Here is a 25,644-nt window from a genome sequence, read left to right on the forward strand (position 1 = left end):
CAGCGCAGCCGACTTGTGTCAAATGGCCCCATTGTTTACGCTAACCGGTAATTTAATGACGATGGCGTCGACCGACGGACCCGCGATCAGCGCCCTATCGCGCCGTACCTATCGCATGGTTCTTTGTCCGGCCGATCGATGCCAGCAATACCGGGAAAAGTCTGTGGAATCGCGACTGTTGATAGCCTTTGGCCTGATCGCCGTATGCGCCGTGGGCGGCAGCATCTTCGCGTGGGTCACGCTGAAACGCCGGGCCAGCCGCCGCCGGCGGTTGCGCGGGATCAAGGATTACAACAGCGGTCGGTGACGCCCGTCACTGGCAATACCGGCTCCGATGGATAGAGGACCGGTCTTCCCCATCCTGCAACGGAAAGTGCCACGACCATGCGTATCGTGATGATCGGCTCGGGCTATGTCGGCCTGGTATCGGGGGCGTGCTTCGCCGATTTCGGGCATGACGTGGTGTGCGTCGACAAGGATGCCGGCAAGATCGCGGCGCTGCAGGCCGGGCGGATGCCGATCTACGAGCCCGGGCTGGAGCAACTGGTCGCGTCGAACGTCGCGGCCGGGCGGCTGATATTCACCACCGACCTGACCGAGGCGGTGGCGGGTGCGGATGCGATCTTCATCGGCGTCGGTACGCCGTCCCGGCGGGGCGATGGCCATGCCGACCTGTCCTATGTCTATGCGGCGACCGAGGAGATCGCGGGCGCGCTGACCGGCCCCATCGTGGTCGTGACCAAATCGACCGTGCCCGTCGGCACCGGCGACGAGGTGGAGCGTATCCTGCGCGAGAAGCGGCCGGAGATCGACGTCGCGGTTGTTTCCAACCCCGAATTCCTGCGCGAGGGTGCCGCGATCGGCGATTTCAAGCGGCCGGACCGCGTCGTGATCGGCACCGACGACGAACGCGCCCGCGCGGTGATGCGCGAGGTGTATCGCCCGCTTTACATCAACGACAACCCGATCCTGTTTACCAGCCGGCGCACATCCGAACTGACGAAATACGCCGCCAACGCGTTCCTGGCGACCAAGATCACCTTCATCAACGAGATCGCCGACCTGTGCGAGGCGGTGGGCGCCGATGTGCAGGACGTATCGCGCGGCATCGGCCTGGACAACCGGATCGGCCGCAAGTTCCTGCACGCCGGCCCCGGCTATGGCGGGTCGTGCTTCCCCAAGGACACACTCGCGCTGTTGAAGACCGCCGAGGATTTCGAAAGCCCGGTCCACATCGTCGAGGCGGTGGTGAAGGTGAACGACAGCCGCAAGCGGGCGATGGGCCGCAAGGTGCTGGCCACGCTGGGCGAGCACCCGCGCGGCAAGACGGTCGCGCTGCTGGGTCTGACGTTCAAGCCCAACACCGACGACATGCGCGACGCGCCCAGCATCGCGATCGCCACCGCGCTGGCCGATGCCGGCGTGTCAGTGCGCGCGCACGATCCAGAGGGGACGGAGCAGGCGAAACAGGTGATGCCCGACCTGACCTATTGCAGCGATCCGTACGAGGCGGCGACGGGTGCCGACGCGGTGGTGATCGTGACCGAATGGGATGCGTTCCGGGCGATCGACCTGAAGCGGTTGAAGGGCGTGATGGCGGGCGACGTGCTGGTCGATCTGCGCAACATCTATCGCCGAGAGGCCGCCGCGCAGGTGGGTTTCGCCTATACCGCGGTCGGTCGCTGATGCGTGCCGTGCTGCCGGCGGCGGCGCGGCCGCTGCTCGAACCGCATCTGCCCGCCGATGTAAGCGTGACGTGGTTTGCCACGCCAGACGAGGCAAAGGCGGGGATCGCCGAGGCGGAGATCGCGTGGGTCGATATGCAACCGACCGAACTGGTCGCCGACGCCATCCGGGCGAGCGGACCGGCGCTGCGCTGGGTATCGACGATCTATGCCGGGCTCGACGCCTTCCCCCTCGACCTGCTGCGCGAGCGGGGCGTGACCGTGACGAACGGCGCCGGCATCAACGCAGTGACGGTCGCCGAATATGCGGTGATGGCGGTGCTGGTTGCGGCGAAGCGCCTGGACGAGGTCGTCCGCGCCTATGACCGGCAAGAATGGCCCCGCGATGCGCCCGGCAAGATCGAACTGCCCGGTACACGCGCGCTGGTGATCGGATACGGCGCGATCGGCCACTTGATCGGCGAGCGGCTGGCGGCGTTCGGTGTCGAAGTGACCGGTGTGACGCGGTCGGGTCGCGACGGCACGCTGACGCCCGACGTATGGCGGGCGCGACTGGGCGAGACGGACTGGGTGATCCTGGCGGCGCCCTCCACCGGTGACACCCGCGCGATGATCGGCGCAGACGAACTAGCGGCGATGAAGCCGGGCAGCTGGATCGTGAACATGGCGCGCGGCAACATGATCGACGACGACGCGCTGGTCGCCGCGCTGAACGAGCGGCGGATCGGCGGTGCGATCCTCGATCCCACCCAGCCCGAACCGCTGCCGGCCGACCACCCGTTGTGGCACACCCCCAACACGCTGCTGACGATGCACCTGTCCGGCCGCAGCCAGAATACCATGTTCCAGCGCGGCGCGACGCTGTTCCTGGAGAACCTGACCGCGTGGCAGGAGGGCCGGCCGTTACGCAATGAAGTCGATCTGGATGCGGGATACTGACGGTTCTTCAGACGTTTATCGACGTCAGGAGGAAGCGGTCATGGAAAACATCGCCGGGATCATCAACGAATCCGTCGTCGTCGATCACGACACCGATCTGGGCGGCATCGTCAACGGTAACGTGACGGTGAATCCGGGTTGTCTGCTGCGCCTGGGTGGCATCGTCGGCGGTGACGTGATCCTCCAGCCCGGCGCGCGGCTGCACATGACCGGTATCCTCAATGGTCGCGTTGTCCACGTCTAGAGTCCACGCCTGACGCGCGTATCGGAACGATTGCGAACCGACCCGAATTGGCGCATGGCCCGTCGCGATTAAGCGAGGACATTATGGCTGCCAACTGGGCCCCCGATAGCTGGACCGCCGCCGAGGCGCGCCAGATGCCCGAATATCCCGACACGGCGGCGCTGACCGCCGCCACCGACACGCTCGCCACCTATCCGCCGCTGGTGTTCGCCGGCGAGGCGCGCAGCCTGACGCGCGAGCTGGGCGAAGTAGCCGCGGGCCGCGGCTTCCTGTTGCAGGGTGGCGATTGCGCCGAGAGCTTCGCCGAGCATAGCGCGAACAACATCCGCGATACGTTCCGCGTCATCCTGCAGATGGCGGTCGTGCTGACCTGGGCATCGAAGCTGCCGGTGGTGAAGGTCGGCCGGATGGCGGGCCAGTTCGCCAAGCCGCGTTCGACCCCGACCGAGACGATCGATGGCGTCGAATTGCCATCCTATCGCGGCGACAACGTGAACGACATCGCCTTCACCCCCGAATCGCGGCATCCCGATCCGCAGCGGATGATCCGTGCCTATGCGCAGGGTGCCGCGACGCTGAACCTGCTGCGCGCCTTCGCGCAGGGCGGCTATGCGAACCTGCATCAGGTGCATCGCTGGACGCACGACTTCATGGGCCGCAGCCCGTGGACGAAGAAATATGCCGAAACCGCCGACCGGATCGGCGAAGCGCTGGAATTTATGGCGGCATGCGGGATCGACCCCGAAACCGTGCCGCAGCTGGCGCAGACGCATTTCTACACCAGCCACGAAGCGCTGCTGCTGCCGTTCGAACAGGCGCTGACCCGGCAGGATTCACTGACCGGCGACTGGTACGACACGTCCGCGCACTTCCTGTGGATCGGCGACCGCACCCGGTTCGAGGGATCGGCCCATGTCGAATTCCTGCGCGGCATCGGCAACCCGATCGGCGTGAAGTGCGGCCCCAGCCTGGAGCCGGATGCGCTGCTGCGCATGCTCGACACGCTGAACCCCGGCCGCGTGCCGGGCCGGATGACGCTCATCACCCGCTATGGCTATGACAAGATCGAGGCGCATTTGCCCCGCCTCGTGCGCGCGGTGACGCGTGAAGGGCATCCGGTGGTGTGGAGTTGCGACCCGATGCACGGCAACACGGTAAAGGCGACGACCGGTTACAAGACGCGGCCGTTCGACCGCATCCTGGCCGAGGTGCGCGGCTTCTTCGCCGTCCACCGCGCCGAGGGCACGCATGCCGGCGGCATCCATGCCGAGATGACCGGCCAGAACGTGACCGAATGTACCGGCGGCGCCGTCGACGTGACCGAGCAATCGCTGGCCGACCGCTACCACACGCATTGCGACCCGCGCCTGAACGCCGGCCAGAGCCTGGAGCTGGCGTTCCTGCTGGCCGAAATGCTCAATGCCGAAATGGCTGAGCGCCGGCTCGTCGCCGCCTGACGCTTTATCCGGCGGGGCCGCTTGACGGCGGCCCCGCCCCCGGATAAACGCCCGCTTCCACTGCATACGGCCCCTTCGTCTAGCGGTTAGGACGACGCCCTCTCACGGCGTAAGCACGAGTTCGATTCTCGTAGGGGTCACCAGTGATGGCGCCGATGGCTTGGGCCAGGGCGGATCATCAAAAACATCGATCTTCTTGATTTTGGCCTGCGCGACATTCAGCCGTTGCTTGGATATTGGATGCCCGTGCTGGAATGAAGCCCAGATCCGTTTCGGCCAGACGCTGGCTCACAGGGTTATCGGGCGACCGACGCATATCGTCGTGGGCAAGGCGGCAGCACCGTAAGAGTTTTTCGAGGCGGCTTTGGTACGGATCATTGATCGGCTGATCGACCAGGCGAAAGCCACATCGATATCGGGAAGCGTCCGCTGCACCGACGCTTATTCCTGAGATCTTGCCCACCTAGCGGACTTTGCCAGCCAGTTATGCCAAGGTCGTACTCCGTTCCGGACGCGGGTATGTAGCGGCCCGCGCACTTGGCGTAATCCGCCGCGTCGCCTGTTCTATATCTGTCACCCGCTGATCGAGGACCCGCCCATGCCCTTTCACGATGTTCTGATCGTCGGTGCGGGCCATGCCGGGGCGCAATGTGCGATGATGCTCCGGCAGATCGGCTTCACCGGCTCGGTCACGATGGTGACGGAAGAGAACGACTATCCATATGAACGGCCGCCCTTGTCGAAGGAATACCTTTCCAGGGACAAGCCGTTCGAACGCATCCTGATCCGGCAGCCCGCTTTCTGGGAGGAACGCGATATCGCGATCCTGATGAACCGGCGCGTTACCGCCGTCGATCCGGCGGCGAAGACCGTGACGACGCACGATGGCAGGACGTTGGGCTATGGCACGCTCGTCTGGGCGACCGGCGGCGCGCCACGACGGCTGTCGTGCGGCGGCGCCGATCTCGCCGGGGTCCACGGCATCCGCACCCGCCAGGATGTCGACCGGCTGGAGGCCGAACTGGCCACCACCGACCGCGTCGTCGTGATCGGTGGCGGCTATATCGGGCTGGAGGCGGCATCGGCGATGTCGAAGTTCGGCAAGCACGTAACCATCCTTGAAGCGCTCGACCGGGTATTGGCGCGGGTCGCCGGCGAAACGCTGTCGCGCTTCTTCGAGGCCGAGCATCGCGCGCACGGCGTCGAGGTCAGGCTGGGCGTTGGCGTCCAAAGCCTCGTCGGCGATGGCGAGAAGGTCACGGGCGTCGCGCTTGCCGATGGCGGCGTGCTGCCCGCCGACATGGTGATCGTCGGCATCGGCATCAGCCCCGCGGTCGAACCGCTGCTCGCCGCCGGCGCGGTGGGTGGCAACGGGGTTGAGGTCGATGGACTCTGCCGCACCAGCCTGCCCGATGTGTTCGCGATCGGTGACTGTGCGCTCCACGCCAATGGATTCGCCGGCGGCAACTGGATCCGACTGGAATCGGTGCAGAACGCCAACGACCAGGCAAACGTCGCGGCCCGCGCGATCGTCGGCGCCGATACCAAACCCTATGATGCGGTTCCGTGGTTCTGGTCTAGCCAGTACGACCTGAAGCTCCAGACCGTCGGCCTATCGACCGGCTTCGACACGGCAGTGACGCGTGGTGATCCGGCCAGCCGCAGTTTCTCGATCGTGTATTTGCGCGAAGGGCACGTCATCGCGATCGACAGCGTCGGACGGATGAAGGACTATGTACAGGGCCGCAAACTGGTGGTCGAACGCGCAGCGATCGATCCGGCGGTGTTGGCCGACGCGGACGTCGCGCTGAAGGACATGGTCCAAGGATGATGTCGATCGGCGGACTAGCCGCCGATCCGGCCGTCAGGCGATCACGCCGCCACCCTCGGCACCCTTGGCCAATACTTTACCCATTGCCTCGAACAGATCGTCCATCGCCACCGGTTTGAAGATGACATCGTCCGCACCCGCCGCCAGACAGCGAGCGCGCAGATCGAGCGCGGTATCCGCCGTCACGACGATGATCGGCACCCTGCCCTTGTCGTCGCCGCGCGACCGGATATGGCCGATCGCGGTGATGCCATCCATGCCAGGCATGCGCAGGTCGATGAGGATGACCTGATAATCCCCCTCGTCGATTCGGGTCAGGCCCTCCTCGGCGCTTTCGGCTTCGGCCATGACGGCGCCCGCGACGCCGAGCATGTCGCGCACCACCCGCCTGTTCATGCGATCGTCCTCGATGAAGAGAACGTTCATGGGACTGTCGCCACGCCCGGTGGACGTTGCGGAAACCTGTACCTCATGGTCAGCATTTAAGCCCTATGCCGCGTGCGACACAAGCGACGTATCGCTCGGCTCGTCGCCTCTGGCCGAAAACAATGCGGATACCAACGTCGCGCCCCCCACCGGCTTGGTCACGATCCGCGTCACCGGCACCGATGGAATGTCGGCGGTTGCCGCCCATAGCAGTGTCGTCTCGATTCCGAAGTCCGTGGCCGCGGCGACGACCATGGCCAGCGCCTCCTCTGGCGCGACATCGTTTCTGATCGTGCCGTCGTCCAGCAGGACACCCGTGATCGATCCGGCCCGGATCAATTCCACCGCTTCGTACGCCGTGCCGGCAAAGACCAGCCGGCCCGCATGGCGTTCGAGCAGCGAGCGCCACATGCTGCGGGTGATCGGGTTCCGGTCCAGCACCAGCAGCGCCGATTCGGTTACTGCAGCCGCGGCTGGCACTGCGGCTTGCTCGACGGGTGCTTCGATCAGGGGCAGCGTGACGATGAAGCTGGCCCCCTCCCCCAGCAAGCTCTCGACCGCGACATCCCCACCCATAGCGCGCGCCAGATTCCGACAGATCGCCAGCCCCAGCCCGGTGCCGCCATATTGCCGTGTCGTGCCGGCATCTGCCTGACGGAAGAGTTCGAAGATCGCCGCCTGCTTGTCCGGCGAAATACCGATGCCCGTATCGGTCACGGTGATGATTGTCGTACGCCGCGCGGCATCCGCCTTGACGGTCAGCGACACGCGACCGGTCGCCGTGAACTTCAGCGCATTGGCGAGCAGGTTGAACACGATCTGCCGCACCCGCGCCGCATCGCCCAGGACCGCGCCGGGACACTCGTCCAGCGTCACGTCAAAGGCCAGTCCCTTGGTCTGCGCCTGCGCCTCCCACATGCGTGACGCATCGTTGACCGTGTCGCGCAGGTTGAAGGGCGCCTGTTCGATCGTCAGGTTGCCCGTCTCCATCTTGGCGACGTCGAGGATATCGTCGACCAGCGCCCGCATGGTCAGGCCGGCGCCATGGACCACCGACACCCGTTCCCGCACCGGCGCCGCCAACGCCCCATCCGCCAGCATCACCTGCGTCATCCCCAAAATACCGTTCAGCGGCGTCCTGATCTCATGGCTGGTAGTCGCCAGGAACTCCGTCTTCGCCGCCAACGCCTTGCCCAGGGCCGTGTTGGTATCTGCCAGATCGTCGTTCGCCGCCCGCACCTCGTTGCGACTGCGGCGCAGCGTGAAGAGACCGACCGCCAGCATCGCGATGACCACCGCCGTCGCGCCCGCTATGCCGAGGAAGATCAGCCGCTCGGTCCGCGCTCGCGCCTGTTCAAACGCGACCGAGCGCTGGGCCTCCTCCGTCTTGAGCGTCGCAATTCGCAATTCCTGATTGGCGAAATTGAACCGCGCCGCCATCAACGAGGTACTAGTCGTGGTGGCGAGTTTGAACGCCTCGTCATCCAAGCGCTTCAAGGCAGCGAGATGCGCGAGCGCCAGATCGTCGCGGCCCAGCCGCGAAAACACTTGATAGGCAGTCGCATGGGCCTCTCGCCAGACTATCGCGGTGTTGCTGAGGTCGACATTGGCGAAGCTACGCTCGATCAGTTCGGCCGCCTGCGCCAGATGATTACGTTGCAGCGCCGCCTGCGCCGCCAGCGCAAGTAACTGCGGCCGTGAACTCGACAGTTCAGTGCCCGACGACAGCGCCAGACTGCGCCGCACCGCCTGTTCGGCTGGTCCTACCTGTCCCGCCTTCAGCCGATTGCGCGCGATGTTCCGCATCACCTGCGCTTCCAGTGCCGGGCTGCCCATCTGTTGAGCATAATGCGCCGCAAGCCGAAACTGACCCTCCGCCTCGTCATAACGGCCAAGGTCCTGAAGAATCCCCCCGCGGCTGTTATGCATTGAGATCAAAAGGCCAGGATCGCCACGGTACAAATCTGTGGCCTGCTCCAAATATTTCAGCGCCGCATTGTTGTCGCGCCCATCATTATAGAGCGCCGCAATCAGCATTAGGGCGATGGCTTGGCTACGCTGGTTCTTGTTATACTCAAAAACTTGGAATGCCTGCTGATAATCAGACAGTGCTTCCGCCACTTGAGCCAGCGCGCCACGGACGCTGCCTCGAGTCAGTAATATGTCTCCCGATAACTTTGATCTAGCGTCACTCGCGAGCGATTTTGCAGCAGCGTCATCGATCAGCGATTGAGCCTTTGACATATCACCGCCGCGAAACGCGGCTTCAGCCTGAAGCCATTGGGACGTGGCAATCGCGACAACTCGCTCACGGGCGTTGGAAATTTTGTCGGCCACGCCAAGCGCATTTTTGGCGGCGTTGCTCGCCGCCTTGGGATCAACCATCATCAGATCGCGCGCATGGGCGATCCGGGTATCAAATTCATTTTTTTGGGGCGATGCAGCAGCGGCGATGCCTGGGATGGTCGCGATCGTCAGAAAAAGGGCGCGCCACCAGACCCGCATCCTCGTCACGCCCGCCTAAAGGCCGCGGCGAGATTAGGGAGACTGGCGCGATGGCGATCAAACCCATCGCTGTGATCGCGTTCCAGAAACTCGACCAACGCCGGCAGCCCGATAGGACGACTGATAAAATATCCCTGTACGACGTCGCAGCCCATGACGGACAATAACGCGAAAGCCGCGGCCGTCTCCACCCCTTCCGCCACGACCTCCATCTCCAGCGCATGCGCCAGATCGATGGTCGACCGCACGATCAGCGGATCGCGGTTAGAGCTGGTCAACTGCGTCACGAACAGCTTGTCGATCTTCAGTTCACGCGCCGGCAACTGCTTCAGATAGGCAAGCGACGACAGGCCGGCCCCGTAATCGTCGATCGCGATCACGATGCCGATATCGGCGAAGGCCTGCAAATGCGCGATCGCCGTTTCCGGCTCGCGGATCACCGCGGTTTCAGTGATCTCGAAGCCGATCTTGACGCCGCTGCTCTGCACCAGCGCGCACGCCCGGCGGACGAAGCGTGCATCGGACAGCAAACCGCCCGAGATGTTGATGAACACCGTGATGTCATGGCCACCGGCGGCCAGCAGGCGCTGATCCTTAACCACTTGCTGGATCGTCCAGACCGTCAGATCGACGATATCGCGCGATTCTTCGGCCAACGAGATGAAATCGCCGGGTAGCACAAGGCCGCGAACTGGATGTTGCCACCGGACCAGCGCCTCGACACTCGCGATTCGCTGGCTGCGCAAATGCGCCTTGGGCTGATATTGCAGGAACAACTCGCCCTTGCCGATCGCGGCGCGAAGATCGCGCGCCAAACTGGCCCGGTCGAGCACCGCTTCGCCCTCACCGATCCCGCGAATCACCGGCTCGCGAGCCTCCCGCGCATCAGCCAACGCATGTTCCGCTTCATCGATCAGGCGGACTTCATCGCACTGCACGGCGGCGCATACCGAGGCGCCGAACAACATTTCGACCGCATAAGGCTCGCCGTCGACCAGAAAAGCGCCCTCGAATCGTGAGTCAATCCGACGAAGCGCCATATCGAGCGCGTCGCGACTCGGCGCGGAAAACGCGATATCGATCCGGTCCCGACCCATGATCGATATCATCGAACCGGCAATCAGATCGCGAAGCAGAACGACAATGTCCTCTGCCAGGCGATTGGCACGATCGATGCCTAAGTGCCTGCGAAGAATGGCGAAGTTTGCCACCTGCGCGACGATCAGAAAGCGCCAGTGATCGTGCGGCACCAATCGGCCAGCCACTCCCCGACAATCGGCGGGTGAGACGTTCGCTCCCTCCGGCATCGGGCCGGAACCGTTGCCATCGCCACGTTCCATGCTCCGACCGTTAGGGGGAAGGGTTAAATATTCCCTTAAAGAGGCGTCAAACCGTTTTGGCATGCGTTAAGGCGATTGTGGCATGGTTAATTTTCTATTACTAAGGCTACGCGTCCAACGTGGCGCGAACGAGGGAGTATATTATGCTGAAGTTCTTGCTTTCGCTGATCTATACCGAGCACATCAAGCCTTGGTAAGCTGACTTCGGCTCGGGATGATATCATTGCTTCCTTTGGCAGCATTGTCTTGTTCCGAGCCGATTTGTATAGGTCAATACTGATTACTTAATCGCGAATTGCGTCCCGGTTAGGTCGTAAATATCATTTGCCGCCATAATGAGCCCGTTCGCAACGCAATAATGTCCAATAGATAATTCTGATTAAGCCGCCACGGCCTTTTGCGTCCCTGCGTCGGTAAAAATCCAGCTGCGCGCTCAATATATCCTGATGAAAATGGCACGAACGCTGCCTTTTCCATTTTGGCATCGTTGTTGGATGGCCTCGCCACCAGCAAACCCCGCCGCCGCATCATGTTGAGCAGCCGGCACAGGTAAGCCGCGGTCAGGTCGGCCTTCAATGTCCATGAGGCATTTGTGTACCCGAACGTGTTGATCAGGTTCGGAATACCGTCGAACATCATCCCCCTGTACTGCAATCGGCCGGCAAATCCTACCGCCGTGCCATCGATTGCAAAAGCGATGCCGCCGGCCAGTTTTATCGTGAGGCCGGTCGCCGTGACGATGATATCCGCGGGCAGTTCTTGCCCCGACCTCAGCAGGATGCCCTTCGTCGTCAACCGATCGATCGTGTCCGTCGCGACGGATGCATCACCCTTGCGGATCGCCGCGAACAGGTCGCCATCCGGGGTCAGGCAGACGCGCTGATCCCATGGCGCATAACGCGGCGTGAAGTGTGTGCCGACATCATAATCTGCGCCCAACGCCAGCTGTACCTGGCCAGTGATCCGCCGCTTCACGGCCGCTGGCCATCTTCGCGCCGCCGCGAACAGGACGATCGACGACAGGATATTCTTGGCGCGGATCGCCGAATAGGCTGCTTTGGTGGGCAGAGCCTGGCGCAACCAGGTTGCCACGGCATCGACCGCCGGCATCGCCACCACATAACTGGGCGATCGCTGCAGCATCGTCACGTGCGCCGCCTTGTCCGCCAGCGCGGGCACTAGTGTGACAGCGGTCGCCCCGCTGCCGATCACCACGACGCGCTGGCCGGTAACATCCAACGGGGCCGGCCAGTGCTGCGGATGGACGATCGTCCCCTCGAACTCGTCCGCCCCTGCAAATACCGGCGCATGGCCAGCCGCATAGTCGTAATAGCCTGCGCATAGATCGATGAATGAACAGGTGATCGCGAACGTCCCTTCGGGGCCGCTACCCTCGACCATCCAACGCCGCTCCGCCGACGACCATGACGCCCGGTCGATGCGCACGCCGAAGGAGATATGGCGATCGATGCCAAACGCCTTCGCCGTATCCTCGACATAGGTCCGGATCGATTCGCCATCAGCGATCGTCTTACCGCCCGTCCAGGGTCTGAAGGCGAAACCCAGCGTATACATATCAGAATCTGATCTGACGCCCGGATATCGGAACAGATCCCACGTCCCGCCGATCGCCGCCCGCGCCTCGACGATCATATAGGACCGATCGGGGCAACGGGTCTGGAGATGGTATGCCGCGCTGATCCCCGAGATACCGGCGCCGACGATCAGCACATCGACGTGCTTCACCGCACCGGTATCGTTCCGCTCCATTCTGCCGAACATGGCACCCGACCCCTGTCAGGTAAAGTCGGCCTCAATAGTTCTTCGAATAGCGCAGACTGCCGCTCGATCCGCCGAACGAGCCGGTTGCGGTCAACAGACTGAGCGTCCGGCTTAGCGCGATTTCCAACTGCGTGGCGGTAAAGCCGCGCGCATCGGTCACGATCTCTACATAGATGTCGTCGGTCAGATATTTGCCCGCCGCCAGACTGGTACCACGGCCCGACGCTTCGTCGGCGCCAAGCACGCGCAGTCGGTCGAACCCCGTCGCCGAGCGCAGCTTGCCCAGCGGATTAAGGCCACCGCCGCCCGACCCGCGCAGTGAGTTGAGCGCGGACGCCAGCTGGATCGCCTCCATCGCCGACAGGTTCTCCGGATTGGTGCCGAACAGCAACCGGCTCAGCACCTCGTCCTGTGGCAGGGTCGGCGTCGAAGTGAAGCTGATCTGCGGCCGCTGCCCGGTCCCGGTGACGTTGATCGTCGCGGTGATACCGTCGGTCGTGGTCGTCGCCTGGATGTTGATATCCGGATCGGTCAGTGCGCCGCCCCGGAAGCGAATCATCCCGCGACTGACGTCGAAGCGCTTGCCGGCGAAGGAATAGGTGCCGCGGATCAGGTCAAGCCCGCCGGTGATGACCGGTGCGGCCGACGTACCGCCGATGCGCAGGTCCATCTCCCATTCCGACTCCAGCCCCATGCCCGACACGAACAGCTGGTTGTCCGCCCGCACCCGCAGGTCGAGCCGGAACAGGCCCACCGGTGGCGCGGCGGCGGGTCGATCCGTTGGCTTCGGCGTCCGCATCTCGCTGCGACGGCGAATACCGGTCAACTCCGGCACTTCGGCCGCACCCTGACGGATGATCTGGTAACGCGCATTCGGGATCGTCAGCTCGCCCTGGATCAGGCCGCCGTTCGGCCCATTGGTCAGGTGGATCGTCCCGCTGCTCGTCGCTGCCAGGGCATCGCTATTCGCCAGCCGGGCGTTGTCGAGGGTTGCGCGCAGGTCGATCGGGAAGCCGGCCGCGGACGCCAGCCCGATCGTCCCCTGCGCCAGCACCGTGCCGTCACCCGCGCGGGCGGCAAGACGCGTGATCTCCAGCCGGTCGTTGTTGAATCGACCCGCCAGTTGCATCCGCGACAGCCGCGTCCCGAACGTCTCGTTGTCATAAGTCAGATTGTCGGCGCGGATCTGGCCGTTCAGGCGCGGTGCCGACACCTGCCCGGAGAAGTCCGCCGCCACCGCGATCGGCCCGGTCAGTTGCTGACCCTGCAACGCCGCGAACGAGAACAGCAGCGACGAAGGACCGTTATACCGGATACCGCCAGACAGCGGCGCCGACATCAGTCGCGTCGTCCATGATCCCGCCCCCGGCGGCAACGGCCTAAGCGTCGCAAGCATCCGCCCGACCGCCGTCTGGCCGCTCTTCACCAGCGCGCGCGCCTCGCCGCCATCGGCAAGCAACCGGCCGGCGAACACGATGTCGACCGGGGTGGAGATCGCCGCCAGCCCCGTGCGCCGGAACTGCGCCACCGATACGCGGGCGTCCGCCGTTGGGAACGCGGTGCTCGACGCCTGAGCATAATCCAGGCTGCCGGTCGCCTGACCGGAAATGCCCAGATTGGGCACGAACGCGCTGATCACCGACAGATCGAGCCGATCGAGCCGCACCTGCACGTTGGTGGCATTGCCGAACGAACCCGCCAGCCGCGCCGAACCCTGATCGAACACCAATCGCGTCGGCGACAGGCGATAGGCACCCTTCACCGACTGGATACGCGCCGGATTGGCGGTACGGAAGTTGATGCCGTTCGCCATGCCCTGCAACGCGACCAGATAATCGTTCGGCGACAGCCGCGCATTCATCGCGACGCGGAACGGCACGCCGTTAGATCCCGTCAGCAACGCCTGCGCGGTGCCACGGCCGCCGACATAATTCACCTTCGCCCGCGCCGACTGAATGACGGTCGGGCCATAGCGCGTATCCGCCAGTTGCACGTCGGCGACGACCTGCGGCGCGTTCGGCAACATCACGACGCTGGCGTCGACCAACGCGCGGCCGATGGTGAAATCGAGCTGCCCCGGCACCCGCGCATTATACGCACGCGCCGCCACATCGGCGCGCTGGTTGCCAGCCTGATTGGCCAGCCGGACATTACCGGTCAGGCCCTGTCCGTTGAATGCCAATGCGCCGGCGAACGGACCCGCAGCCGTCTGCACTATCCGCCCGTTCGCGACGATCCCAGCGAACACCACCCGGCGGACAACGACGGCCAGCTGGTTGCCCGGCCGCACCAGAACGTCGGCGGTGAACGGGCCATAATTGGTGCCGCCGCTCGCGGTGACGGCATACGCACCGCTCCGGCCGATGACGCGTGCCTGCAAATCGACCAGCCCGACGCCGACACCCGGTCTTGGCGCGCGCAGCACGACCACCGGACTCGTCGCCGACCCCGTCACCCGCGCCGACAACGGACCATATTGTGTCGAGAAAGCATCGGCGTTCACCGCCACGGCACCGGTGCGCGGATCGAACCGACCCTCGCCGCGCGTCACGCGGAATTGGGGGGCGTTCATGCGCAGGCCGCTGAACGTCACGACACCCTCGGGACTATAGCCGACATCCGCGCGCACCACGGCGTTGCCACCCAGGAAATTGCGCGCGCCGTCGTTGAACAACTGCGTGGTCTGCGCGACGACACGGCCGGTGATGCCAAACCCGCCATTGGGCCCCGGCACCAGCCTGGCGTCGGTGGTCAGGTTGATGATTCCGATCGAGTCGACCCGGTAATTGTTGACCCGACCCTTCAGCGCGCCGCTGTACCGCCCGGTCTGCACGTTCGCGACGACGATGGCGGTCGCATCGATATTGTCGGATCGGATACGCAGATTGTCCGACAGGATGTTCGGCATCGCAATCGCAAAGTCACCCTGGATCGACACGTTGTTGGCCAGCCCGCCCACGGCGGCATTTAGGCCCGTGACGCGCTTTGCCCGCGCGTTGATCGGCACCAGGATGCGATCGGAATTCACCCGCGCCATACCCTCGGCATACAGGTTCTGCACGCCCATATCGCCAAAACCGATCGCTGCCGCCGTCAGCTTGTAATCGACCGTCGGCGTGGCGAATGCACCGTCCAGCACGACCCGTGCGCTGACATCGCGACCGCTCAGGTTCGGCGCGATCGCGCCAGGCGTCAGCAGCTTGGCATCAACCGCGAAATTGGCGAAGCGGCTGTTGGCCAGATCGATCAGGCCGCCGGCATCCACCGCCAGCGCATCGGACCGCAGCGTCATCCGCGTATCCGCGCGCCGCTCGTTCAGCGTCGTATCGATCGCCACCTGCAATTGCGGCGCGGTCAGCCGTTCGACAGGGCCTTCCAGATACAGGCCTGGCCGCGTTACGCCGCGCACCTCGATATGTCCCTGCCGCGACGTCAGGGCCAGATTGGCCAGCTCACCGCCGCCCAGCCGTGCCAGCGCACGCCCCTGCCATGCGGCCCAACTGCCGCGACCGTCGATGGAAACAGCGAGCGGCTGCTTCAATCCACCCATCGTCGCGACGACACCGCCAACCGGCGCCTGCAACTTCACATTAAGGTCGAGCTTGTTCTGGTCCGGCACCGCATCCAGCCGCAGCGCGAGCCGATCGCCACCGGCCACGCCCGGCGCCCGCAGCGCCGCCGCATTGGCCACCAACTGCGCGCGGCGATCGGCGATGTGCACCGTACCGTCGAATGACAGGACATGTGCCTGCCCAGTCACCGGCGCGCTCATTACGAAGCGGCCGACCCGCATCCGGTTCACGTCAATGTCCAGATCAGGCAGCAGCGGCGCGTTGGGATCGCTCGGCGTCGGCTTCAGCGCCGGCCGGCGACGCAGCGTCACCGTATCGGCGGACAGCGCCCGGACATCGACATGGTTGCGCGCGAACGCGAACGGTCGCCAGTCGACCTCCAGCCGCGGACTATCGAGGAACACGCCCTGGGGATCACTGACCCGCAAATCGGATAGCGTCATCCGTCCATAAAGCGAACCATCGATCCGCCCCACCTTGATCGTCAGACCCGATGCCGTGGTGTAGCCGCCGATCTGGTCCGCCACGAAACGGCGACCGGGATCGGTATTGATCCCGAACAGCACCACCAGCACCAGCACGACCAGCCCCAGGATCGTCAGCCCGATCCATTTCAGGATGCGCTGCCATACGGGCCGCGACGAAGCGGTGCCCGGCGTGTCGGAAGTCGTGGTGTCGGACAGGGTGCCGTCGGCCATTAGAATGCTTGCCCGATCGAGATATACAGTGCGACCTTGCCATCGCCAGGTCGTGGATTGAGCGGGGTCGCGACATCGACGCGGAACGGGCCGAAATTGGTGTAGAACCGCCCGCCGATACCGGCGCCGAATTTCAACGCGGAGAAGGTCGGCAGCTTCGCGTCATAACTGTTGCCGGCATCGATGAACGGCACGATCCCGAAATTGCCGAAGCGATACCGCGCCTCGACCGCAAATTCGTTCAGCGACCGGCCGCCCACCGGATTGCCATCCGGATCGAGCGGCCCCAGCCGCTGATAACCGTAACCGCGCACCGACCCGCCACCGCCGCCATAATAGCGTCGCGAGGGGGCCAGATCGTCGCGCCCGATCCCCTGGATCGATCCCGCCCGCGCCCGCCCGGCAATCACCAGGCTGTCGTTGATCGGATAATAGACCGTGCCCTCCACCATCGTCCGCACATAGGGGCGCACGGCTCCCCGCACCGATGCTTCGGGGCTGAGGTTCAATTTCAGGCGGAAACCCTTGGTCGGATTGAGCAAACTGTCGGACCGGTCGAACACCACCTGTCCCGGCAGCGCCGCGATGCCATAGGTGCCGCGACGGCGCCGGCCGGCATCGAAATCATACACATCTTCGTTCGTGCCGGTGAGCTCGACGCCGTAGGAATAGGTCAGCGGCTTCTGCCAGATCGGCGTCGAATCATAGCTCCAGCGCATGGCAAGCGTGCCGATAAACGCTTCGTACGCGTCGTAATTCTGATGGCTGGCCGATGCGATCATCGTGAAGGTGCGGTCGCGCCGGCCGGCGTTCGATCGCCGGAACGTGCCCGACGCGCCCTGTTCCTGCGTACCCGCCACGATCGACCCGATCAGCGCGCCCTCGTCGGGGAACAGGTTGCGATGCTGCCAGCTTCCCTCAAGCCGGATGCCCTGTCCGGTCGAATAGCCACCCGTTGCGGCCAGCGTCCGCGCCGGACCCTTGGTCTGGCGTACCAGCAGATCGACCGCTTCCGTCCCGTCGGGGTTCATCCGTCCGGTCCGCTGCGGTTCCACGGCGACGCTGTTGAACAGGCTCGTCGCGACCAGCGCATCACGCAGATCGTCGGTCAGCCGCGCGTCGTATAGCTGCCCCTCGTCGAACCGCGGGAAGATGTTCAGATGATCGACCCCGAACACCGTATCGCCCGTCGTGGTGATTTTGCCGAACGACGATCGTGGCCCGGTATCGACCGGCAGCGTATAGGCACCCACCGCCGTCGGCGACTGATCCTCCAGCAGGATATCGCGCTCGCCGACCTTAACGAAGGGATAGCCCTGTTGCGGCAGCGTCAGGCTGACATTCGCCTCGGCACCCTGGATGCGTGCAGCCTCGATCGGATCGCCCACCTTCAACGGCAGATTGCGGCGGATCAGGTCGGTCGGCACGACCGGATCGGCCTGCACCGTCACCGACGACAGCGTGTACAGCCGCCCCGGTGATGCGGTCAGCACCGCCTTCAGCCGGCCGGGCGTGGCTGGCACCTGCTCAACGACCGACACGGCGGTGGCGTCGTAATACCCCAACGACCGCATTAGCCGGACGGCCAGACTTTCATCCTCACGCGCACGCGCCGATACCTGCGCAGTATTGGATGCCTTGCCCTTACCCTCGTTCAGCGCCGACAGCGACTTGAACTGACCATCCAGGCTCAGCTTCTCCAGCCCCTTCACTTCGGTGTCGTACCGAATTTCAGGACTGTCGACATTGGCGACGGTCGTGTTGTCGAGCGGGGTCGTGTCGAAGCTGGCGAGCGGCGTCAACGGCTGCGCCAGTGCCGGGTCCTCCGGCCCCACAGGCGCAAGCGTATCGCCGGTGGCCACGGGTGCGGTGGTCTGCGTGGTCGGGAGCGGCACGGCACCCGGCTTCGCATCCGGCTGCATTGGTTCGAGTGGGGCATTGATATCACCGGACAGCGGCGGCAGCGCGGCGTTGAATTCCGCGTCCGGCACGATCGGCTGATTGCCCTGCGGATCGGATGCCGTCGCGGCGTCCGGCGCGGTGTCGGACTTCGGCGCATCCGGCCCCTTGGCAGGAGCGGTGCCCGGCCTGGCGATCTGGCCGACGGCAGGAGAAGCGGCCATCAGCGCAACGGCCAACCAGTAATGCCGACGGTGCGGTACGATCACGCTGAACAAAGCCCCTTTGCCGATGGGCGTCCGCTGTACCGGATCATAACCCTAACTCCCCGTGCAACGCACCAATGGCCATATGGTTCAACACGTTCCGACACTTTGTCGCCCACGCAGTCAACGCGCCGGCGCGCAGCCGATCAGGCCGGCGACCGGGATCACCACCGCATCGGTTCCGCCACGTTCCACCGTCAGCGTGCCCTGCGGCACCGCGCCGCCATCGGTCAGCTCGGCTTGCGTCTGCACCGTCATGTCCAGTGTCACCGCAACGTCGCTGTTCCGATAGGCGGTCCGGGCCGCGAAACCGAAGCCGCCCAGCCCCGATTCCGACGCTCGCGCCAGGTCGATCGCCTTACCGCCCAGCACCAGCCGCACCAGTGCCGGATCGGCCCCCGCCATCGCCACCAGCTTGCGGTCCGACACGTTCCACAAATATGCCGCGCAGCCCTGCGCCGGCAGCGGCTGGCGGCCGAGTTCGCCGGGGACCGGCGGCACGGCCTGCGGAGCGGCAGCCTGAGAAGCGCCGGCCTGGCCCGCAACGGACAGGAGAAGAGCAAGCATCGATGCGATCATGCCATCCACCCTACCATCATCAACCACGCCGGGTAAGCCGCCAGCGCCAGCAATGTCCCCAGCGGCAGGGCGTCGTCCGCCGCCATCGCCCGCCCGGTCAGCCGCCGGAACAGCACGATGCCCAGCCCGATCAGGCTGGCCGTCAGCATCACCGCCGGCAACATCCGCCACCCGATCCAGAGGCCGATCGCCCCGAACAGCTTGGGATCGCCGCCGCCCATCCCCTCACGCCCCCGCCAGCGCCGATATCCCGTGGCGATCGCCCACAGCATCGCAAAGCCCGCGACGCCGCCGATCAGGCGATCCGTCAGCGGTGGCGGCATCCGATCCCAAAGTCCGGTCGCCAGCCCCATCGCGGCCAGCAATCCCGTCAGCCGGTCCGGCAACCAGAACGCGCGCCAGTCGAGCGCCGCCAGCACCAGCAGCAGCCAGCCGAACGCAGCGCCCGCGATCGCCGCAGGCCCCGCCGCGATCCAGCCGGCCGCGCCGCCGATCACCACCGCCGCCGCCTCGATCCGCCAATGGATCGGATCGATCAGCGCGCCGCACCCGCGGCATCGCCCGCGCTGCACCAGCGCACTCAGCAACGGCACCAATTCCGCCGGCCCCAGCGTCCGCCCGCACGCATCGCAAGCGGATCGTCCGCGCATCACCGACCGATCCTCGGTCCAGCGCACCACCAGCGCCGCCAGGAAACTGCCGACGATCGCGCCCAGCATCGCCAGCGCGCCGGCCCAGACACCCGCGTCAGACACTTTGACGCACCAGATAACGATAAACACCCAGCACATTGATCGCCAACAGGACGCCATTCTGCGTTCCCAGCGCCCAGTCCTCGGTCAAATACGCTCCCGCAAACCACGCGATCGACGAGGCGACGAAGATAACGAAGCCGAACCCCGTCGCCCGTCGCCCCAGATCCAGCGAAACGATCAACGCCGCCGTCATGCCCGACAAGGAGGCCGTCCATTTGATCAAGTCGGTGGCGGTGTCCATCATCCAGCCGTAACGGGCCGAGCCGCTTTTGCCATCGGCGATCACAGTTCCTACATCATCGATCAACTAGATTTGGAGAGAATGTCTTGGCCACCCGGTTCGCGGGCGATGTCGCCCCTGGTTTCGCGTCCCATGATCCCGTCGTGATCCTGTCCTATGCCCGCACCCCGATGGGATCGTTTCAGGGCAGCCTGACCGGTGTCACCGCGACCGAGCTTGGCGCCGCCGCCGTTCGTGGTGCCGTCGCCCGCGCCGGCATGTCCGCCGACGCGGTTGAGCGCATCTATATGGGCTGCGTCCTGCCCGCGGGCCTCGGCCAGGCACCGGCGCGACAGGCAGCGATCGGGGCTGGTCTGGGTACGCAGGTCGAGGCGACGACGGTCAACAAGATGTGCGGATCGGGGATGCAGGCGGCGATCATGGCGGCCGATGCGCTGGCCGCCGGTTCGGTCGACCTGCTGGTCGCGGGCGGCATGGAGAGCATGACGAACGCCCCCTATCTGTCGCGCAAGCACCGCGCCGGCGCGCGTATCGGCCATGATACGATGTACGACCATATTTACCTCGACGGGTTGGAGGATGCGTACGAACCCGGTCGCCTGATGGGCAACTTCGCCGAGGAAAGCGCCACCGAATATCAGTTCACCCGCGCCGCGATGGACGGCTTCGCGATCGAATCGCTTCACCGTGCCCAGCGCGCGCAGCGCGACGGCGCCTTCGATCGCGAGATCGTCCCGGTCGATGTCGCCGGTCGCAAGGGCACGACCACCGTCACGCTCGACGAACAGCCCGCGCGCGGCGACGTCGCCCGCATCCCGACGCTGAAGCCCGCCTTCTCCCCCGACGGCAGCATCACCGCCGCCAACGCGTCGTCGATCTCGGATGGTGCCGCCGCGCTGGTGATGACGCGCGCATCGGTCGCCGAGCGGCTCGGCCTGACGCCGATCGCCCGCATCGTCGCCCATGCCGGCCACGCCCATGCCCCCGCCCGCTTCGCCACCGCCCCCGTGCCGGCGATGCGTAAGGCAATGGAGCGCGCCGGCTGGAGCATCGCGGATATCGACCTGTTCGAGGTGAACGAGGCGTTTGCCGCCGTCGCGATGATCGCGATGCACGATCTCGACATCCCGCACGACCGGCTGAACATCCATGGCGGCGCCTGTGCGTTGGGCCATCCGATCGGCGCCAGCGGGGCGCGGATCATTGCCACGCTGCTCTCCGCGCTGGAGCGCACCGGTGGCACCCGTGGCTTGGCCTCGCTGTGCATCGGCGGTGGCGAGGCGACGGCGGTGGCGGTGGAATTGATGCGCTGACCGCCGGTCGCGGGAGCGAAAGGCGGCGGGGCGGCGTTCCGCTGCTGACGCCTGCCCCTGCTGGAGAATGCCGATGACCAATCTGCCGATCGAAATCGCGCTGCTCGGCTGGTCGACGGTGCTGCTGTTCGCCCACATCATGGTGCAGGGACAAACCGTGACCCGCGAGCGGGGGTTGGACTGGAACGCCGGCCCCCGCGATGACAGCGCCGCGCCGCTCGGTCCCCTTGCCGGCCGCGCCCAGCGCGCGCTGACGAATTTTCAGGAAACCTACCCCGCCTTTATCGGGTTGGCGCTTGCCCTGGCTGTCACGGACCGCACCGGCGGGATCGGCGCAGTAGGGGCCGCAACATGGTTCGTCGCCCGCATCGCCTACATCCCGCTTTATCTGTTCGGTGTACCCTATGTGCGCAGCCTGTGCTGGCTGGTGTCGATCCTCGGCCTGCTGCTGATGCTGATCCGGTTGATGTAGGCACAAGGATGGACAGTCTCTACATACTCTGACCGGTCGTCCCGACTAGCGACTGAGCTTGTCGAAGGCCCGTATCGAAGGACGGGTTGTCGCGCGGAACGGTGCCTCGATACGACCCCTCGATACGCCCCTGCGGGGCTACTCGGTCTCTACTCGGCACGAACGGGGGTGAAACCAGTCGTCCTAAAGCGCACCCGCTGCCGTCGTCTCGCTGATCGCATGCTTCGGCTCGCCGCCCTGCGTCCGCACCAGCGTCTCGAACCGATCCCCGTCAATCACGATCTCGTTGAACGCGGGCGGGCTGTTGCGCACCCGTTTCGATAGCGTCCCGGCGCCGATCATCCGCACCATCCAGCCATTGCAATCGACCGGCACATCGAATGGATCATGGACATGGCCCGACAGCACCGCATGGGCGCCCGCCGCCGCCAGTTCGCCCAGCGCATGTTCGCCCCGCCGCGTCTTGGCCGTGCCCTTTGTCCCGCCTTCAATCAGCGGGTGGTGCGCCGCCACGAAGATCAGATTGCCCTTGGGCGCCTTGTCGATCAGTGCCAGCGCCTTGCGCAGCGCACCGGGGCTGACGCTGCCCTTCGACCAGTTCCACCGCCACTGCGCGCGTGCCGTCGTCTTCAGCGGCACCACCGTCACCCCTGGCAGGTCGAGCGGCCGCTCGATCATCTTCTCGATCGCGGCATACCGGCGATACGGGATCAGGAAACGGCGGATCGGGTCCCAATAATAGGGAATGTCATGATTGCCGACCTCGACCGTCACCGGCGCAGCGAGGCTCTTCAACCACGCCCCGCCCGCCTCGAACTCCCGCGTCCGCGCCCGCATCGTCAGGTCGCCGGTCATCAGCACAGCGTCCGGCCGCTCGATCTCGACCCGTTCCTTGAACCAGGCGATCGCGGCCGGATCTTCCTTGCCGAAATGGACGTCGCTGACGTGGAATAGCTTGGTAGTCATCTCGACGCCCCTTCCCGTTCACCACCGATCCGTCAAGGCAGCTCGGCCAGCGCCTTTGGCTGATGCAACGGGCATCCGTTGAACCTGCCGCGGAAGTCGGCCGAATGCTGATATGTGTCTTTACGTGCGCGGTTGATGTTACCCAGCGGCTGATGCGCCGTCACGCCGTGCCAGATGCTATAGGACAGCGCGTCGTCGATCGCGTCCGACGCGCCATGTTGCCACGACGGTTGCGGCGGCATCTCCAGCGTGGCGACGGTGACGAACGGGCTGTCCTTTTCGTCCCACACCTTGGTCGGATCCTCGACTGGCATCGCGTCCAGATCGCGGTTCAGCTGCACCCGCAATTCCCAGGTGCCGCCCTGCGACGCCATCACCTCGTTCACCACCTCACGCAGCGCATCCGGGCGGTCCTTTGTCGACACCGTATCGCCGGTCAACTGTGTCAGCGCCGGACTGACCGGCGCCAGCGAGAACTTGGCGATATGGTCGCCGTAGCGGAATGGCGTCTGGCTGTAATATGTCTCGCCCAGCGGATGCACCTGCGCCGCGCCGCCCAGCGTCTGCAACGTCGACGATTCCAGCCCGACCGCCTCCAGCGTCGCCTCGAACGCGCGCAGCACACCCGACAGCAGCTTCTTCGCGCCCTCCGCCTTGTCGGTCGTGCCGGCCAGCAGCTTCAGGTTCTTGGAGAACGCCTCGGCATCCTTGGCCGCAAACGCCGGGCCGTTCACCATGATGATGTCCTGCGTCGTATCGCCTTCCGATCCCGGCAGACGCTCGCCTTCGACGCCGATCAGCTTCAGCGCCAACCCACGCGGCAGGGCTATAGCGTCGTCGAGGATATCGCCTGGATTGGTCGAGAAACGGATCACCGCTTCATAGGTCGCCGGCCGGGCGAACACGCCCTGCGCCAGTTCTGGCGGCAGGTCGGCATGGACGGTCAGCTTGCCCTTCGCGATGCCATGCGCCTTGGCGTGCACCGATCGCACGGCGTGGCCGTAATCCGCCGACGTCGTCTCGAGGATGGTCTGGAACGAATCGTTCAGCTGGCCGATCACCTCGCCCTCGTCCGGCTGCACATGCTCGACCGACGGATCGAAACGGACGGGTGGTTTGATCGTCATGCCGGGTATCCTTCTGTGATATCGAAGGATTAACCGTTCAGAGGATGCCCCGTTCCGCGCCCGTATCGATTGCTACACCATCATGGCGATCGTCATGACCGGCAGGGTGGCCCGCGCCACCAGCCCGATCGCCACCACCAGCGCCAGTGCTACCGACCCGGCAATCACCGCCCGCCGTGACCAGCGCTCGCCGCCGAGCAACACGCACGCCAGCGCCGTCACGATCATCGCCCACAGATGATATCTCAGGTCGGACGCGATACTGAACGCCCCGAAACTCGCCTCCAGCATTAGCGCCGACACCAGCATCGCCCGCGCGACACCCGCGACCGGCGACGCCGCCCGCCACGTCGCGACCAGCGCCGTGATCGCCGCGATGATCCACGCCACCGGCCACCCCAGCGGCGTGGCCGTGATCAGCCCGGCCAGCCGCTGCCACTTCACCGCCAGCCAGCCCGGCTGACCCAGCCCCAGTTCGTTCGGTTCCGACCCACCCGGCGGCCCCGCGTTCGGCCACTCGGCGGGCACCCACCAGCGCAATGTCGAATTCAGATGCGCCAGCCGATGCCCGGCATAGGCCAGCGGATGCGCGACGATCGCCGGCACCAGCATCGCGTAAAGCCGCGGCGGCGGCAGCTTTTGCATCCGCTCGCTGGCCGCCGCACAGGCTGGTGCCTCGCCCAGCGAGTCCCAGAAGAACGCCGTCACGCAATGATGCGCGATCAGCGCAAGGGTTTCGGCCTGTGTGAACCCCGCCGCGTCGGTCGGCGCGATCCGCACCGCGATGCCAGCCAGATCGTAAAGCGGCTGCGTTCGCTGCACCCCGCTCGGCTCCGCGCCCAGGACGCGCTGGTTGATCCCCGGCGACAGCGCCAGCGTCACCGCGACCAGCCCGATCACGATCCCGCCCCGCGTCCGCCAGCTTCTGGCCAGCACCAGCATCGCGACCAGCGGCGCCGCCGCAAACACCCCGTTGGCGCGGATCAGCACGGCATAACCCAGCAACATCGCCGCCACGGCCCAGACTGCGCCCGGCACCCGCCGCCCGTCGATCCGCCACCACCCGACGATGCCGACCGCCGCCAGCATCGCCCCGATGCCCTGCGCATCCTTCAGCACCACCGCCTGCCAACCCAGGAACAGCGGGAACAGACCGACCGCCACGATGGCCCAGCCGGCCCGCGCACGCCCCGCGCGCATGATCGCTGCCGCGATCAGGCCCAGTCCGCTCCAGTATGTCGCCATCTGCACGACCAGCATCGGCCCCGCCCCGGCGCCGAACACCAGCAACCCCGCCCAGAGCCGCGCCATGACCGGCGGATGCCAGTCGTCATAACTGCCCGACAGCGCCTGCGCATATTGAGCAACGCTGTCATACTCGGCAAAACCGGGCCAGAAGATCGCCAGCGAGACGAGCAACAACGCCGTGGCGGTGGTGATGAGCCGGGTCATGGAGCGCCGCGAAGGTGCAGGACCTACCCCCGAAACAGCTTCCCCGGCGGAGGCCGGGGCCAAGTTGAGGAGGTCATCGTGAGTCATCACAAACC

Annotated in this window: 21 protein-coding genes and 1 tRNA gene; 10 read left to right on the forward strand and 12 right to left on the reverse strand. The window is 65.4% G+C overall.

The genetic code is table 11. The features are described 5' to 3' along the window. The first annotated feature begins 61 nt into the window (after positions 1–61). From ASG67_RS09290 to ASG67_RS09320, 7 genes are all read left to right on the forward strand, one after another. Positions 62–307: a hypothetical protein gene (locus ASG67_RS09290; protein ID WP_156460722.1), complete on the forward strand. Its 246-nt coding sequence runs from the start codon at positions 62–64 to the stop codon at positions 305–307. Between the two features lie 77 nt (positions 308–384). Beyond that, positions 385–1,686 (forward strand): UDP-glucose dehydrogenase family protein, encoded by a 1,302-nt coding sequence (locus ASG67_RS09295; RefSeq protein WP_056528688.1) that lies wholly within the window; start codon positions 385–387, stop codon positions 1,684–1,686. Continuing rightward, positions 1,686–2,624 (forward strand): D-2-hydroxyacid dehydrogenase, encoded by a 939-nt coding sequence (locus tag ASG67_RS09300; RefSeq protein ID WP_056528693.1) that lies wholly within the window; start codon positions 1,686–1,688, stop codon positions 2,622–2,624. The genes ASG67_RS09295 and ASG67_RS09300 overlap by 1 nt, the downstream gene beginning before the upstream one ends. Positions 2,625–2,664: 40 nt before the next feature. Then, positions 2,665–2,868 (forward strand): hypothetical protein, encoded by a 204-nt coding sequence (locus ASG67_RS09305; protein ID WP_056528696.1) that lies wholly within the window; start codon positions 2,665–2,667, stop codon positions 2,866–2,868. 83 nt (positions 2,869–2,951) lie between these two features. Beyond that, positions 2,952–4,325, forward strand: coding sequence for a class II 3-deoxy-7-phosphoheptulonate synthase (locus ASG67_RS09310; protein WP_056528699.1), 1,374 nt, complete (start codon positions 2,952–2,954; stop codon positions 4,323–4,325). 68 nt (positions 4,326–4,393) lie between these two features. After that, positions 4,394–4,468: transfer RNA gene (locus tag ASG67_RS09315), tRNA-Glu, on the forward strand. Positions 4,469–4,923: 455 nt separating this feature from the next. Beyond that, complete coding sequence (locus ASG67_RS09320; RefSeq protein WP_056528702.1) at positions 4,924–6,156, forward strand: NAD(P)/FAD-dependent oxidoreductase; 1,233 nt, start codon at positions 4,924–4,926, stop codon at positions 6,154–6,156. Positions 6,157–6,189: 33 nt separating this feature from the next. On the opposite strand, the gene ASG67_RS09325 is transcribed toward ASG67_RS09320, so the two are convergent. Both ASG67_RS09325 and ASG67_RS09330 read right to left on the reverse strand, forming a co-directional pair. Then, complete coding sequence (locus ASG67_RS09325; protein WP_056528705.1) at positions 6,190–6,582, reverse strand: response regulator; 393 nt, start codon at positions 6,580–6,582, stop codon at positions 6,190–6,192. Positions 6,583–6,645: 63 nt separating this feature from the next. After that, a complete protein-coding gene (locus ASG67_RS09330) occupies positions 6,646–8,511 on the reverse strand; it encodes an ATP-binding protein (RefSeq protein WP_235535128.1) in 1,866 nt (621 codons plus the stop codon). A 358-nt stretch (positions 8,512–8,869) separates the two neighbouring features. Here ASG67_RS09330 and ASG67_RS19440 point away from each other — a divergent pair, with 358 nt between their 5' ends. Then, positions 8,870–9,106 (forward strand): hypothetical protein, encoded by a 237-nt coding sequence (locus ASG67_RS19440; protein WP_235535129.1) that lies wholly within the window; start codon positions 8,870–8,872, stop codon positions 9,104–9,106. Here the strand turns inward: ASG67_RS19440 and ASG67_RS19445 are convergent. From ASG67_RS19445 to ASG67_RS09365, 7 genes are all read right to left on the reverse strand, one after another. Then, the gene (locus ASG67_RS19445; RefSeq protein ID WP_235535130.1) at positions 9,093–10,427 is read right to left on the reverse strand and encodes an EAL domain-containing protein; all 1,335 of its coding nucleotides are present in this window, start codon (positions 10,425–10,427) and stop codon (positions 9,093–9,095) included. The genes ASG67_RS19440 and ASG67_RS19445 overlap by 14 nt on opposite strands. 306 nt (positions 10,428–10,733) lie before the next feature. Then, complete coding sequence (locus ASG67_RS09340) at positions 10,734–12,209, reverse strand: flavin-containing monooxygenase (RefSeq protein ID WP_235535131.1); 1,476 nt, start codon at positions 12,207–12,209, stop codon at positions 10,734–10,736. 31 nt (positions 12,210–12,240) lie between these two features. Further along, a complete protein-coding gene (locus ASG67_RS09345) occupies positions 12,241–16,479 on the reverse strand; it encodes a translocation/assembly module TamB domain-containing protein (protein WP_056528710.1) in 4,239 nt (1,412 codons plus the stop codon). Beyond that, the gene (locus ASG67_RS09350) at positions 16,479–18,602 is read right to left on the reverse strand and encodes an autotransporter assembly complex protein TamA (RefSeq protein ID WP_056529221.1); all 2,124 of its coding nucleotides are present in this window, start codon (positions 18,600–18,602) and stop codon (positions 16,479–16,481) included. Before ASG67_RS09350 ends, ASG67_RS09345 begins: the two co-directional genes overlap by 1 nt. Positions 18,603–18,767: 165 nt before the next feature. Beyond that, positions 18,768–19,223: a hypothetical protein gene (locus ASG67_RS09355; protein ID WP_056528713.1), complete on the reverse strand. Its 456-nt coding sequence runs from the start codon at positions 19,221–19,223 to the stop codon at positions 18,768–18,770. Next, positions 19,220–19,942 (reverse strand): prepilin peptidase, encoded by a 723-nt coding sequence (locus ASG67_RS09360; protein WP_056529224.1) that lies wholly within the window; start codon positions 19,940–19,942, stop codon positions 19,220–19,222. Before ASG67_RS09360 ends, ASG67_RS09355 begins: the two co-directional genes overlap by 4 nt. Before the next feature lie 28 nt (positions 19,943–19,970). Next, positions 19,971–20,264 carry a hypothetical protein gene (locus ASG67_RS09365; RefSeq protein ID WP_321163534.1) on the reverse strand — a complete coding sequence of 98 codons (294 nt, stop codon included), beginning with the start codon at positions 20,262–20,264 and terminating at the stop codon, positions 19,971–19,973. 41 nt (positions 20,265–20,305) lie between these two features. Here ASG67_RS09365 and ASG67_RS09370 point away from each other — a divergent pair, with 41 nt between their 5' ends. Further along, on the forward strand, positions 20,306–21,532 hold the full coding sequence (locus ASG67_RS09370) for an acetyl-CoA C-acyltransferase (protein WP_268796287.1): 1,227 nt from the start codon (positions 20,306–20,308) through the stop codon (positions 21,530–21,532). 73 nt (positions 21,533–21,605) lie between these two features. Next, the gene (locus tag ASG67_RS09375) at positions 21,606–22,004 is read left to right on the forward strand and encodes an MAPEG family protein (protein WP_235535132.1); all 399 of its coding nucleotides are present in this window, start codon (positions 21,606–21,608) and stop codon (positions 22,002–22,004) included. A gap of 183 nt (positions 22,005–22,187) precedes the next feature. On the opposite strand, the gene ASG67_RS09380 is transcribed toward ASG67_RS09375, so the two are convergent. The 3 genes from ASG67_RS09380 to ASG67_RS09390 all read right to left on the reverse strand — a co-directional run bounded on the left by ASG67_RS09380 (position 22,188) and on the right by ASG67_RS09390 (position 25,549). Beyond that, complete coding sequence (locus ASG67_RS09380) at positions 22,188–22,970, reverse strand: metallophosphoesterase family protein (protein ID WP_056528719.1); 783 nt, start codon at positions 22,968–22,970, stop codon at positions 22,188–22,190. A gap of 32 nt (positions 22,971–23,002) precedes the next feature. Further along, the gene (locus tag ASG67_RS09385; RefSeq protein ID WP_056528722.1) at positions 23,003–24,097 is read right to left on the reverse strand and encodes a catalase family protein; all 1,095 of its coding nucleotides are present in this window, start codon (positions 24,095–24,097) and stop codon (positions 23,003–23,005) included. Between the two features lie 72 nt (positions 24,098–24,169). Continuing rightward, positions 24,170–25,549: a hypothetical protein gene (locus ASG67_RS09390; protein WP_056528725.1), complete on the reverse strand. Its 1,380-nt coding sequence runs from the start codon at positions 25,547–25,549 to the stop codon at positions 24,170–24,172. Between the last annotated feature and the right edge of the window lie 95 nt (positions 25,550–25,644).

The organism is Sphingomonas sp. Leaf339, assembly GCF_001426195.1.
Lineage (GTDB): Bacteria > Pseudomonadota > Alphaproteobacteria > Sphingomonadales > Sphingomonadaceae > Sphingomonas.

Coding starts and splice junctions, on each gene's coding strand:
- ASG67_RS09375 (WP_235535132.1), top strand. CDS start 21,606: ATGACCAATCTGCCGATCGAAATCGCGCTGCTCGGCTGGTCGACGGTG.
- ASG67_RS09330 (WP_235535128.1), bottom strand. CDS start 8,511: ATGCATAACAGCCGCGGGGGGATTCTTCAGGACCTTGGCCGTTATGAC.
- ASG67_RS09345 (WP_056528710.1), bottom strand. CDS start 16,479: ATGGCCGACGGCACCCTGTCCGACACCACGACTTCCGACACGCCGGGC.
- ASG67_RS09295 (WP_056528688.1), top strand. CDS start 385: ATGCGTATCGTGATGATCGGCTCGGGCTATGTCGGCCTGGTATCGGGG.
- ASG67_RS09340 (WP_235535131.1), bottom strand. CDS start 12,209: ATGTTCGGCAGAATGGAGCGGAACGATACCGGTGCGGTGAAGCACGTC.
- ASG67_RS09300 (WP_056528693.1), top strand. CDS start 1,686: ATGCGTGCCGTGCTGCCGGCGGCGGCGCGGCCGCTGCTCGAACCGCAT.
- ASG67_RS09360 (WP_056529224.1), bottom strand. CDS start 19,942: ATGCTGGGCGCGATCGTCGGCAGTTTCCTGGCGGCGCTGGTGGTGCGC.
- ASG67_RS09310 (WP_056528699.1), top strand. CDS start 2,952: ATGGCTGCCAACTGGGCCCCCGATAGCTGGACCGCCGCCGAGGCGCGC.
- ASG67_RS19445 (WP_235535130.1), bottom strand. CDS start 10,427: ATGGAACGTGGCGATGGCAACGGTTCCGGCCCGATGCCGGAGGGAGCG.
- ASG67_RS09290 (WP_156460722.1), top strand. CDS start 62: ATGGCGTCGACCGACGGACCCGCGATCAGCGCCCTATCGCGCCGTACC.
- ASG67_RS09390 (WP_056528725.1), bottom strand. CDS start 25,549: ATGACCCGGCTCATCACCACCGCCACGGCGTTGTTGCTCGTCTCGCTG.
- ASG67_RS09305 (WP_056528696.1), top strand. CDS start 2,665: ATGGAAAACATCGCCGGGATCATCAACGAATCCGTCGTCGTCGATCAC.
- ASG67_RS09355 (WP_056528713.1), bottom strand. CDS start 19,223: ATGATCGCATCGATGCTTGCTCTTCTCCTGTCCGTTGCGGGCCAGGCC.
- ASG67_RS09325 (WP_056528705.1), bottom strand. CDS start 6,582: ATGAACGTTCTCTTCATCGAGGACGATCGCATGAACAGGCGGGTGGTG.
- ASG67_RS09380 (WP_056528719.1), bottom strand. CDS start 22,970: ATGACTACCAAGCTATTCCACGTCAGCGACGTCCATTTCGGCAAGGAA.
- ASG67_RS09350 (WP_056529221.1), bottom strand. CDS start 18,602: ATGGCCGCTTCTCCTGCCGTCGGCCAGATCGCCAGGCCGGGCACCGCT.
- ASG67_RS09385 (WP_056528722.1), bottom strand. CDS start 24,097: ATGACGATCAAACCACCCGTCCGTTTCGATCCGTCGGTCGAGCATGTG.
- ASG67_RS09320 (WP_056528702.1), top strand. CDS start 4,924: ATGCCCTTTCACGATGTTCTGATCGTCGGTGCGGGCCATGCCGGGGCG.